Genomic DNA, 12,873 nt, shown 5'->3' with positions numbered 1-12,873 from the left:
GAGTCTACCAATTCGGCTTGGGTGAAAGAGTTTCATATCTGGATGTTGGGAATGACTGCGCAATGGATGGGAATTATGGGAGAACATGCCAATAGTGTGGCTCCTTTGCTTGTCAGTACGGAACAGGGGGATCTGAAATCTACTTTTTGTAAGTCCCTGCTTCCTGCTGCGCTTCAGCGATATTATATGGATAAGGTGGATTTGACGAGTGAAGGGCGGGTGGAACGAAGATTGGCGGAGATAGGACTTCTCAATCTTGATGAATTTGATAAATATCCTTCGACAAAGATGCCGTTGTTGAAAAACTTGATGCAGATGGCTTCATTGAGTTTATGCAAAGCATATCAGAAAAACCATCGTTCATTACCGAGAATCGCTTCTTTTATCGGAACATCCAACCGGAAGGAACTGTTGACAGATCCGACGGGTAGCAGGAGGTTTATTTGTGTGATGGTGAAACGTCCTATCGACTGTAATGGGATTGAGCATAAGCAGATTTATGCGCAGTTGAAAGCGGAAATCTTGTCGGGCGAACGTTATTGGTTTACAAAGGAGGAAGAACAGGTATTGCAAAAAAATAATCTGTCTTTTTACCGTCAAGGTCCGGTAGAGGATGTATTGCGTTCTTGCTATCGTTCTGTAGAAAAAGGGGAGGAGGGTGAACTTCGTTCAGCAGCCGAGATCTTTCAATGTTTGAAAAAGAAGAATCCGTCAGCGATGCGTGGGGCAAATCCGGCGAGTCTGGCGCAAATTCTGGTAGCGGTGGGGATAGAACGGAAGCATACAAAGTTTGGAAATGTATATCGGGTGGTAAAAATTGGGTAGGAGAGAACTTGGTTTGGATGACGACTTGAGTGACAGGTTGGGTGAAGGAAGCCCCTTCACCCGCTTTAGCCCATGGATAAGGCTCTGTAGCTAAAAGGTGAAGGGCTTATAAAAATCACTTGGAATGTGAGGGGCACTCGAAAATAATGTTTATCTTTGAATAATTATTAAATGAAGAATAACTATGGATAGTGTGATGCGCAAATTTTCTATTGGTATACAGAATTTCGAGAGTTTGATAACATTACCAACTTTGGAAAAATAGTGGAGGATAATTGTCGATGGAGATTATGCTGGACGTTATTTTGATTATCATTGGTGCTCTCTGTATGATTGCCGGATTAGCCGGTTGTATTCTTCCGTTTCTTCCTGGTCCTCCTATTGCTTATTTGGGACTGTTTATTCTTCATTGTACAGATAAGGTGGGGTACAGTACTACGCAACTAATTGTATGGTTGCTGATTGTGGTTGTATTACAGGTCCTGGATTATTTTACTCCAATGTTGGGCAGTAAATACAGCGGTGGCAGTAAGTGGGGAAATTGGGGGTGTGTAATAGGTACTCTTGCCGGTCTTCTTTTCTTGCCATGGGGGATTATTCTCGGTCCGTTTCTGGGGGCTGTCATTGGGGAACTGTTGGGAAATAAGGAATTCTCACAGGCGCTTAAATCAGGATTCGGTTCCTTGATAGGATTCATATTGGGAACCTTGTTAAAACTGGTTGTCTGCGGTTATTTCTGTTATCAGTTTATTGCCGGTTTTGTTTGATAAATATAAATAAAGCTGCTCTCCGGAAAGAAGAACAGCTTTACTGCTTTGTTTACTTTATTTCAGGCTCATTTCACCGGAATCTTGTCGATACGTTTCTGATGACGTCCTCCTTCAAACTCGGTAGAGAAAAACTCGGTTAAAATCATGTCCGCTTCTTCTGTGCTGATGAAGCGTCCCGGCATGACCAAGATATTGGCGTCATTGTGCTGACGTGCCAAATGCGCAATCTCTGCATTCCAGCAAAGAGCTGCACGAATCCCCTGGTGCTTGTTCAGTGTCATATTGATTCCGTTTCCACTGCCGCAGATAGCGATACCGGGATAACATTCACCCGATTCCACTGCAAGAGCCAGCGGGTGGGCATAATCCGGATAATCTACACTTGCTGCAGAGTTGGTCCCGAAGTCTTTGTATGCCCAGCCTTTTACTTCCAGCCAGCCGCGAACATATTCTTTCAGTTCAAAACCGGCGTGGTCGCATGCTAATCCGATTGTTTTCATTAGAGCATTGCTTTTACTTGGTTATATACATTTTCGGCTGTGAATCCAAGTTTCTCATCCAGTACTTTGTAAGGTGCAGAGAAACCGAAAGATTCCAAGCCCCATACTTTGCCATGACAGCCTACCAGACCCTGAAGAGTAACAGGCAAACCGGCGGTCAAACCGAAAATCTTAGCATTTGCAGGGAGAACAGATTCTTGGTATTCTTTAGATTGGTTACGGAACAGCCCTTCAGACGGAGCAGATACAATACGTACTTTTACGCCATCTTTGCGAAGCAACTCTGTACCGGCTACTAAAGTGGAAACTTCAGAACCGGAAGCTACTAAAACTACATCAGGATTTTCGTCAGAACCGGCCACGATATAAGCGCCTTTCGCTGCTTGTTCGTAATCTGTTCCTTCCGGTAAGTTGGCAATATTCTGGCGGGAGAAAATCAATCCTGTCGGAGTGGACATATTCTCCATTGCAAGTTTCCATGCGATAGTTGTTTCTTCTGCATCTGCCGGACGGAGTACCAACATAGAGTTGTGTCCCTTGTGGTTTTTCAGCTTTTCCATCAAGCGGATTTGCGCTTCCTGTTCTACCGGTTCGTGAGTAGGGCCGTCTTCGCCTACACGGAACGCATCGTGTGTCCAAATGAACTTCACGGGTTGTTCCATCAATGCAGCCATACGTACGGCAGGTTTCATGTAATCGGAGAATACGAAGAATGTACCGCAAGCTGCGATTACACCACCGTGAAGCGACATACCGATACAGATACAAGCCATTGACAGTTCGGATACACCTGCCTGGAAGAATGCTCCGCTGAAATCGCCTTTCTTGAACGAATGAGTCTTTTTCAAGAAACCGTCGGTCTTGTCAGAGTTGGAAAGGTCGGCAGAAGCTACAATCATATTTTCTACTTGTGTAGCGAGGGCACCTAATACGGTTGCCGATGCGGCGCGAGTAGCGCTGCCTGCTTTCTGTTCGATAGCGGCCCAATCCACTTTCGGAGCTTTGCCGGAGAAGAACAGTTCCAGTTTGGCTGCAAGTTCCGGATTAGCTTTTGCCCATGCGGCTTTCACTGCATATCTTTCAGCTACGATCTTTTTCAATTCTTCTGCACGTTTTGCATACAGTTCGGCTACTTCCGGGAATATAACGAACGGGTTGGTAGGATCACCGCCTAAATTCTTAATTGTATTTACATAAGCGTCGCCACCGAGAGGAGCACCGTGTGTAGCGCAGTTAGCTTCATAGCTGCTACCGTCCGCTTTGCGTGCGCCTTTACCCATCACAGTCTTACCGATAATCAATGTCGGACGTTCCTTTTCCGCCTGTGCCTCTTTGATCGCTGCACGGATTTCGTCAGGATCGTTACCATTGATACTCAGTACGTTCCATCCCCATGCCTCATACTTCATGGCAGTATCTTCTATAGTTACATCTTTCGTTTCTGTAGAAAGCTGAATGTCGTTGGAGTCGTAGAACATGATCAGATTATCCAGACCCAATGCACCGGCAATACGTCCGGAACCTTGAGAAATCTCTTCCTGGATACCACCGTCAGAGATATAAGCGTAGATAGTCTGATTCATCACTTCGTTGAAGCGTGCTTTCAGAAATTTAGCGGCAATGGCAGCACCTACGGCAAAGGTATGTCCTTGTCCCAGCGGACCGGAAGTGTTTTCAATGCCCCGCATGATGTCTACTTCCGGATGTCCCGGAGTGGGGCTTCCCCATTGGCGGAATTCTTTCAATTCATCCAATGTGAATTTACCGGTCAGTGCCAATGTTGAATAAAGCATTGGAGACATATGTCCCGGATCGAGGAAGAAACGGTCGCGTCCTTCCCAGCGGGGATTCTCCGGATCATATACTAAAAACTCAGAAAAGAGTACATTCACAAAGTCAGCACCACCCATGGCGCCACCCGGGTGACCGGAATTGGCTTTCTCAACCATTGAAGCAGCAAGAATACGGATGTTATCCGCTGCACGATTCATAAGTTTATTATCGTTCATATCATTAAAATTAATTGATTTCTGTAAGATTGTTGGCAAAGATAACTCTTTATGTGGATTTAACAATCCAAAAGAGCTATCTTTTTTGTTACCATTTTACTTGTCTTCTTGTTTATAATACAATAAGTAATAGCCCTTGATTTACTGTAACTCTAAAGTAACAATCGACTTAGCAGGAAGTTTTACCTTCATTGTGCCTTTATTGATTTTTACCTCTTTGAAAGGTGCCGGTTTTACAATATTAGGATTTTCAAAAGAATTGTAATCGGTGAGTTTTGCAGAGGTCAGGATTTCTCCGGTAGCTTTCTTTGCCTTTGTGTCTCCCAGATTGATGGTGATTTCCTGTGTTTCATCGGCATTTACGTTTGAAAGGGAAATATGGATAACACCGTTTTTGTCTTTGGAGGCTGTGGCGCTTACCATCGGTACGGTACGGTTATCGCGTACATTCATCTTTTCACACTCCAGGTCGATAGGGAGATAAGTGGCGTCTTGATGTACCTTATACATTTTGAAAACATAATAGCTGGGAGTCAGTACCATCTCTTTTCCTTTTGTCAGAATCATGGATTGAAGTACATTGACAACTTGTGCGATATTTGCCATTTTCAGACGATCGGTGTATTTATGAAATACGTCAAGGCTCAAAGAGGCAACGAAAGCGTCGCGCAATGTGTTTTGCTGATAGAGGTGTCCTCTGATGGTTCCGGGTTCTTCGTCCCACCAAGTTCCCCATTCGTCGAGTAAAAGGGCGATTTTTTTATCCTTGTCATATTTGTCCATGATGGCGCAATGTTTTTTGAGGACTTCTTCCACTTCAAGGCATTTGCCCATTGTCCAATAATAGTCGTCTTTGTTGAATTGAGTAGCGGAAGTTTTACTGCCACTCCAGCCCGTTACGGTGTAATAATGAAGAGAAAGACCTTGCATACGGTGTCCTACACGATTCATCAATACATCAGTCCAGTTATAGTCGTAATCACTGGCTCCGCTGGCAATCTTGAAGAGACGGTTGCCGTCATAGTTGCGGCAATAGGTGGAGTAACGACGGTACAGGTCTGCATAGTATTCGGGACGCATACTGCCGCCACATCCCCAACTTTCATTTCCTACACCCAGATATTTAATCTTCCATGCTTTGTCGCGCCCGTTTTTGCGGCGAAGGTTCGCCATAGGAGAGTCACCGTCAGATGTCATATATTCTACCCATTTGGCGAGTTCCTCTACCGTACCGCTGCCTACATTTCCACTGACGTATGGTTCGCAACCTAGCATTTCACACAGGTTTAGAAACTCATGAGTACCGAAACTATTGTCTTCAATGGTTCCTCCCCAGTTGTTATTTACCATCTTCGGGCGGTTCCCTTTGGGTCCGATACCGTCCATCCAGTGGTATTCATCGGCAAAACAACCACCCGGCCAACGAAGAACAGGAACGGCGAGTTCTTTTAATGCATTGAATACATCTGTGCGATATCCCTTTATATTAGGAATATCCGAATTCTCGCCTACCCAAAGGCCGCCGTAGATACATGAACCCAAATGTTCGGCAAACTGACCGTAAATTTCTTTGGGGATAATTTCTTTACCTTGATCGGCGTGTAAAGTGATGGTAGCGCTCTTTTGTGCAGAGAGAGATACTGAAGCTGCCAAAAAGGCTGTGCTGACTAATAATTTTGCTTTCATAAATGGTATTTGTTTAATGATTGTTTTTTTATTTTAGCAAACGTACTTCGTAGATGGCAGGAGTCCATTCCGTTCCGTCAGGGATGAAACGTATCGGACAATTGCCCGTGTTCAACTTTTGGGGCAGGGCATAAGAAAGAGTAATAAAACCGCCTTTGTTCGCTTCACTGATTGTCGGTTTAACAGCCAACTTTTCATTATTCAAGAGGATAGCCATTTTGTTCCGGTCATCTTTCCGTATCGTAATCAGGAGACGGCTTGCTTCCTCTTTTACTTTCAGTTGATAGCCGAACCAACCTTTGGCACGGCGGAAGTGTCTGTCTTTATCCGTTCCGGTTTCTGCCTGCTCATATTGGATAGCATGGTCAGACTCCGGTTGCTGTTCACCGGGAAAGATAAGATCAATAGTTTGATTGGCTAATTCGGCCGTTTCTCGTTCGGCTGTTGCCATTTCTTCCTGAATGGCTTTGAAGCGCTCTTCACTTGTCTGCCGGAAGTAAATGGCATAACGGGAATTATGCAGGCGGAAGAAAGGAACGAGTTCCAATGCTTTGCCTTGTGCCGGATAGACATCTCCATTGTAGCGGAAAGCGATCCGGTTCCCCTTTTCTTTGTGAAGATCTTTGCATATTGAATTGGGAGCTCCTATCAACATCGGGACTTCCTGCAAAGGAATTTGTTTGCCATGTGCGATATGTCCGCCGCGACTGTCATCGGCATACAGACCATCGAGATGCTCTGTGCCTGTGGAAGCTGCAAGAACGATAGGACCGTATAAGAAAGCATAATAATCTTTCTTGTCGGGGATTTGTTCAATAGTGACTTTCATCGGCAGGTTGAAGGTTATGACGTCTCCTTTTTTCCATTTACGGGAAAGAGGAAGATATTGATTTCCTTTTTTCGTGGGAAACGTTTCTTTCTTCCCGTTAATGCTAATTGAATAGTTGGAAGATTGGTTAGCCCATTCCGGAATGCGTATCATTAAAGTACGTTGTTTCTTAGAAGCTTTATCTATTCGCAAAGTAACCTTATTGTCATCGGGAAAGCGGGTTTCCTGTGTCAAGATGACGCCTTGTTCTTTCCAGTTCAGTTGTGAGGGGATGAAAAGATTGACATAAAGCGTATCTTTCTGATGTGCATAAATGAATTCACCGTATTTGGTATGGTTCTCCAGACCAGAGCCGACACAACACCACATAGATGTTTCCGGTTGTGAATAAACGCGGTAATGTCCCGGCCGCATAGGGGTGAAGTATACAAATCCGCCTTTATCCGGCTCTTGAGACGCTAAGATATGGTTGTAAAGTGCACGTTCGTAATAGTTGATGTAGTTGGGGTCGGGCTCATTTATATTGCAGGGATTGTGAGAGTTCTGATAAAGCATTTTAGTAAGGCGGAGCATATTGTAGGTATTGCAGGTCTCCGGCCCTTGCACATCGTTTATCATGGAGGTAAAATTATCGGCCGGGTGGAAATGCTCGCGTACACTATTCCCTCCGATACAGACAGAGCGATTGTTGACAACCGTATTCCAGAAGAAACGGGCTGCATGATCCCATTCTTCGGCGTGATTCCAATTTTTGTCGTCCTGTGAAAGTTCGGCGATTCGTTTGTAACCGATCACTTTCGGTATTTGGGTGTTGGCGTGCATGCCTGTCAGTCGGTCTTTATCTTTGATAAGCGGATCAAGGATAATCTTATGGGAGAACCGACGTGCCAGTTCCAAGTACTTTTTATCTCCCGTAATTGCAGCTACGTCAGCGAAAGTCTCGTTTAGTCCGCCATGTTCGCTACGGAGCATGTCTTGTATTTGCTGATCGCTCAGACCGGAAGTAATGTCGATCATCCAATCTGTAAAAGCAATCAACATCCGGCGTGCCTGGTTGCTGCCTGTATAGAGGTAGGCGTCCCGCAATCCGGCGTATGTCTTGTGTATATTGTAGAGAGGCACCCATTTGCCATTGAGGTCGAAACCTCCGGCACGGATATTACCTGCTTTAATTTCTTTCCAAAGTTGGAGACTGCCCGGAGTTCCTCCGATAAAACCTGTTCCGACAGCTTGTTGGGCACGGTATAGCTCGTCAAGCATATAGTTAAGCCGGTTGTAAATTGCGGTATCTCCGGTAGCGGCATACATCATGGAGAGTGCGGATAAATAATGTCCGCCGATGTGTCCGTCCAGTCCGGTGTTTTCCCAATTTGTATAACTCGGAGCTTTCGGAGTGAGTCCCGCTTCGCGTAAGAAAGGAGCCAGCAAGCGATCGGGATTAAGGGCGAGTATGTAATGCAAATCAGTCTGTTGGGCTTGTAAGAACGGGCTATCCAATAGTTTGACGTCTTGTAAGGGGAAGTATGAAACCTGTGGAACGTTCTGTGCTTTAGACAGTGAGGCGGATAGAAGAAGTGCAAGTATGAACGGTGTGGTTTTCATGATAATAGTTTCCCCTTGTCCCTCTCCTTTCCGGAGAGGGAATGGGGATAGTTTATGTTAATACTTAGGTGATTAAGAAAGAAGCGGAGAGCCCTCCATGATGAGGGCTATTTGAATTTCACTGCTGCTTCTTCGATGGGCAATCCTGCCTTGTAGTTCTCGATGTATGTATTAAAACCGGCTACGTCCTCAACGGTAGGCGATACCTCGATACCGGCGTCTCCGACAAATACTTTCTCATCCAGAAAATCAGCAAGCGATTGTTGTTTCTCATTGTTCACGAGGTAAGAACCGAGCAGGGCAATACCCCAAGCACCTCCTTCACCAGCTGTTTCCATTACAGAAATAGGCGAGTTGATGGCAGCTGCGAGTATTCTTTGACCTACTCCCTTTGTTTTGAATAATCCACCGTGACCTGTGATCCTGTCCACTTTGATTTTCTCTTCATTGAACAGGATATCGTTGCCAATCTTGAGTACTCCGACGGAAGCGTATAAATGGCTTCTCATGAAGTTTGCCAGATTGAACTTGTCATTGGCAGAACGTACAAACAAGGGCCTTCCTTCTGCAAGTCCTGTGACGGGCTCACCTGAAATATAATTGTAGGAGAGTAGACCTCCGCAATCGGCATCACCTGTGAGAGCAATGTTATAGAGCTTGCTATAAATTTCGTTCATGTCTACAGGTATACCCAGAAGCTCCTGGTATTCTTTGAACAAGTTAACCCATGCGTTAAGATCGGATGTGCAATTGTTGCAATGTACCATAGCTACCAGGCTTCCGTCCGGAGTGGTGACCATATCGATCATCTCGTATGGCTTTGACAACTCTTTCTCCAATACAATCATGGAGAAAGAGGATGTTCCTGCCGATACGTTTCCTGTACGTTGTTTCACAGCATTGGTTGCAACCATACCGGTACCCGCGTCTCCTTCCGGCGGACATACCGGTATTCCTGCCTTCAAATGACCGGATGCATCGAGTTTCTTGCTTCCTTCAGGTGTAAGGACACCTGCACTTTCACCTGCCGACAGTACCTTGGGCAGGATATCTTGCAGTGTCCAATTGTACTGATTCGGAGCAATCAGCTTATCGAATTTCGCCACCATTTCGGCTGAATAGTTGTGGGTGGCCGGGTCTATGGGGAGCATTCCGGATGCATCGCCTATGCCCAATACTTTCTCGCCTGTCAACTGCCAATGCACATAACCTGCCAGAGTAGTCAGGAAGTCAATGTCTTTGACATGTGCTTCGTTGTCCAGAATTGCCTGGTACAAGTGAGAAATACTCCATCTCAACGGAATGTTGTAGACAAACAGGTCTGATAAAGCTGCTGCCGCGCGACCGGTATTCGTATTTCTCCAGGTACGGAAAGGTACGAGGATTTCTTCTTTTGCATTGAAGGGCATATAACCGTGCATCATGGCACTGACACCGATAGCTGCCAGGTTCTCGATCTCTATGCCGTATAAGTTCTTCACGTTGGAGCGGAGATCGGCATAGCAATCTTGCAGACCGGACCAGATGGCTTCGATGCTGTATGTCCAAAGCCCGTCAACTAGCTGGTTCTCCCAAGTATGGTTTCCTTGAGCAATCGGCTTGTTTTCCTGATCAATCAAAACGGCTTTTATCCGTGTAGAACCGAGTTCGATTCCAAGAATGGCTTTGCCTGTTTCGATTGTTGATTTTGCATCTGATTTCATGTTGGATAGTGTTTAGCAAAGTGCTTTATTCAACATATAATATACTTCATTCATGCGCAACTCTTTCTTGAAGCAGCTGATAGTCGTATCTTTATTGATATGTACCATTTCGATACCTGCGATTTCAGCATAATCTTCCCAGTATTCAGCGGTCAGATCATATGAGAAGCAAGAATGGTGAGTACCACCTGCCAGAATCCATGCACCGGCACCTACTTCAAAGTTAGGCATTGGAATCCAAAGAGCGGAAGCAACCGGCAATTTCGGCAGCGGTTTCGGTTCGATACATTCCACATCATTTACAATCAGACGGAAACGGTTGCCTAAGTCTACTACAGTTGCAGTACAACCTGTACCGACTTTAGAAGTAAAGACAAGACGAGCTGTCTGGCTCTTACGAATACCTATACCGAGGAAGTGCACTTCCAGACGAGGTTTGTTGGCTGCGATAAGCGGACAAACTTCCAACATATGTGATTGTAAGATAGAACTTTGTGCACCGTTGAAGTTCAATGTGTAATCTTCGAGGAAAGAACAGCCTTTCGGAAGTCCTTGATTCATTACCCATACAGTGCGGTAGAGAGCAGCGGATTTCCAGTCGCCTTCGGCGCCGAAACCATAACCTTCCGCCATCAGACGTTGAGAAGCAAGTCCCGGAATCTGGTCGAAACCGTTATGTTCCAAGTCGCCCAAGTCGTCAAAATTGGTTGTGAATCCTTTTGCGCCTTTCGCTTTCAAGATAGCGCGAAGAGCCAATTCTGCTTTTGCGGCGTTCCATACCTTCTGATAAGCTTCGGTTGATTTGTCTTCCAAAGAAGCATCGTGGTCGTATTCTTTGAAATAAGTAGCTACTAATGCGTCTACGTCAGCGTCCTTGATATCTTTGTGATATTCCATCAGTTCGCTTACCGGACAATAGTCTACATGATAACCCATACGTTGTTCCGCTTCCACCTTGTCACCGTCAGTTACGGCTACATTGTTCATCTGGTCGCCAAAACGAATGATCAGCATATCTTGAGAATCTGCCCAACCTGCACAAACACGCATCCATACAGCAATCTTATGCAGTGTGTCTTCGTCTTTCCAATAACCTACTACCACTTTGCGACGGATACGCATACGAGTACAGATGTGTCCGAATTCACGGTCGCCATGAGCCGACTGATTCAGGTTCATGAAGTCCATGTCCATTGTATCCCAAGGAATTTCCTTGTTGAACTGAGTATGCAGGTGCAACAACGGTTTCTTCAACTGTTGCAAACCGTGAATCCACATTTTTGCAGGAGAGAAAGTATGCATCCAAGTGATGACACCGACACATTTCTCGTCGTTGTTGGCAGCTTTGAAAACAGCTTCCACTTCTTTGGAAGAGTTGGCAGTTCCTTTGTAAACCACTTTTACAGGGAGTTTGCCGGAGTTGTTCAACCCGTTAACCATTTCATTAGAGTGTGCGTCTACTGCGATTACTGCGTCACCTCCGTACAGGAGCTGTGCTCCTGTTACAAACCATACTTCATATTGATCAAATGCGTTCATAATGTTTTGCTTTAATTTTTAATTTCTAGTTTTTAATTGATTATTGTCCGTAATAAGCATTCGGACCATGCTTGCGACTGAAATGTTTTTCAATCAGCAGAGGATTCATTGTTAAATTGGGATTAACGGCGTATGCGATACTTGCCATTTTTGCTACCTGTTCCATTACTACGGCGTTGTGTACTGCATCGTGTGCGTCTTTTCCCCAGGAGAAAGGACCGTGATTCTTTACCAGCACGCCCGGTGTATGTACAGGATTCAAACCTTCAAAACGCTTCACGATCACGTTCCCGGTCTCCAGTTCGTAGGCACCTTTCACTTCTGCTTCGGTCATATCTGCCGTGCAGGGGATAGCGTCATGGAAATAATCGGCATGAGTAGTTCCGATGTTCGGAATATCGCATCCGGCTTGCGCCCAAGCGGTCGCATAGGTAGAGTGGGTATGTACCACTCCGCCGATTTCCGGGAATGCTTTGTAGAGTACTACGTGAGTCGGAGTATCTGAAGATGGCTTCAGCCGTCCTTCAACGACCTTGCCATCCAGATCCACTACTACCATATCTTCTGCTTTCATTTCATCGTAACTTACACCACTGGGTTTGATTACTACCAATCCGCTTTCACGGTCGATGGCAGAAACGTTCCCCCAAGTAAAGATGACTAATCCATGCTTTACCAATTCGAGATTGGCATGAAATACTTTTTCTTTCAGTTCTTCCAGCATATTGATTATAATTTGAATTTCGGATCTTTACGATAAACCTTGCTATTAAACTTATATAAGGCTGCCCCTCGTTTGGAACATAGCTTATCTATCTTATCGGTCTTTTCCACATAATCCATTCCGGCAACACGCTTGCGGAAGTTGCGCTTATCCATCGTTTCACCGTAAATGGCTTCATATAAACTCTGCAATTTGGATAGTGTGAAAAGTTTAGGCAATAAGTTGAAACCGATAGGTTCGGTAGAAGCTTTTTGTCTCATCAACTCCCTTGCTTTTGTCACCATTGCAGGATGATCGAAAATCAGTGGGGGAAGTTCATTGATGTTTACCCAGTAAGCGTTATGTTTCCGAACCAGTTTCCGGTCATATTCATTGACGTTGACCAACGCATAGTATGCGACGGAGATTACCCGTTCTCCCGGATCACGGTCGACCGCTCCGAAAGTTCCCACTTGTTCCATATACACATTTTCCAATCCGGTAAGTTCCGCAAGTACACGTTTGGCCGCATCGTCCACACTTTCGTTTTCTTGCACGAATCCTCCCATCAAAGACCATTCGCCCATTGCAGGTTCAAAATTTCTTTTCAGCAGTAGCAGACTTAATTCACCATCGTTAAATCCAAAAATGATGCAGTCAATGCCTACATGAAAGCTAGGATTCGAGCTATAATAATTGTTCATTGT

At 45.1% G+C, this 12,873-nt stretch carries 9 protein-coding genes and 1 pseudogene; 2 read left to right on the top strand and 8 right to left on the bottom strand.

Annotated features, from left to right (window positions below; translation table 11 throughout):
* Nucleotides 1–3 precede the first annotated feature (3 nt).
* Both H8S63_RS06005 and H8S63_RS06000 read left to right on the top strand, forming a co-directional pair.
* Nucleotides 4–825: pseudogene (locus tag H8S63_RS06005) on the top strand (DUF3874 domain-containing protein); the annotation flags it as partial.
* Nucleotides 826–1,115: 290 nt separating this feature from the next.
* Nucleotides 1,116–1,592, top strand: a complete 477-nt coding sequence (locus H8S63_RS06000) for a DUF456 domain-containing protein (protein WP_055278273.1) — start codon at nt 1,116–1,118, stop codon at nt 1,590–1,592.
* Nucleotides 1,593–1,660: 68 nt separating this feature from the next.
* On the opposite strand, the gene rpiB is transcribed toward H8S63_RS06000, so the two are convergent.
* The 8 genes from rpiB to H8S63_RS05960 form a co-directional block, all read right to left on the bottom strand.
* Complete coding sequence (rpiB, locus tag H8S63_RS05995; protein ID WP_007759225.1) at nt 1,661–2,095, bottom strand: ribose 5-phosphate isomerase B; 435 nt, start codon at nt 2,093–2,095, stop codon at nt 1,661–1,663.
* Entirely contained in the window at nt 2,095–4,104 is a 2,010-nt protein-coding gene (locus H8S63_RS05990) for a transketolase (protein WP_007759226.1), read from the bottom strand. The genes rpiB and H8S63_RS05990 overlap by 1 nt, the downstream gene beginning before the upstream one ends.
* Before the next feature lie 141 nt (nt 4,105–4,245).
* Nucleotides 4,246–5,790, bottom strand: a complete 1,545-nt coding sequence (locus H8S63_RS05985; protein WP_186926081.1) for an alpha-N-arabinofuranosidase — start codon at nt 5,788–5,790, stop codon at nt 4,246–4,248.
* Nucleotides 5,791–5,818: 28 nt separating this feature from the next.
* Nucleotides 5,819–8,221, bottom strand: coding sequence for a glycoside hydrolase family 127 protein (locus H8S63_RS05980; RefSeq protein WP_186926079.1), 2,403 nt, complete (start codon nt 8,219–8,221; stop codon nt 5,819–5,821).
* Nucleotides 8,222–8,328: 107 nt separating this feature from the next.
* Entirely contained in the window at nt 8,329–9,924 is a 1,596-nt protein-coding gene (locus H8S63_RS05975; protein WP_186926076.1) for a xylulokinase, read from the bottom strand.
* Between the two features lie 12 nt (nt 9,925–9,936).
* Nucleotides 9,937–11,463, bottom strand: coding sequence for an L-arabinose isomerase (gene araA, locus H8S63_RS05970; RefSeq protein WP_007753681.1), 1,527 nt, complete (start codon nt 11,461–11,463; stop codon nt 9,937–9,939).
* A 40-nt stretch (nt 11,464–11,503) separates the two neighbouring features.
* Complete coding sequence (locus tag H8S63_RS05965) at nt 11,504–12,187, bottom strand: L-ribulose-5-phosphate 4-epimerase (RefSeq protein WP_007753683.1); 684 nt, start codon at nt 12,185–12,187, stop codon at nt 11,504–11,506.
* Between the two features lie 5 nt (nt 12,188–12,192).
* Nucleotides 12,193–12,870 carry an NUDIX domain-containing protein gene (locus H8S63_RS05960; RefSeq protein WP_007759234.1) on the bottom strand — a complete coding sequence of 226 codons (678 nt, stop codon included), beginning with the start codon at nt 12,868–12,870 and terminating at the stop codon, nt 12,193–12,195.
* Nucleotides 12,871–12,873 lie beyond the last annotated feature (3 nt).

Source organism: Bacteroides sp. NSJ-39 (genome assembly GCF_014287315.1).
Classification (GTDB): domain Bacteria; phylum Bacteroidota; class Bacteroidia; order Bacteroidales; family Bacteroidaceae; genus Bacteroides; species Bacteroides finegoldii.
This window is presented reverse-complemented; position numbering and strand designations above follow the sequence as displayed.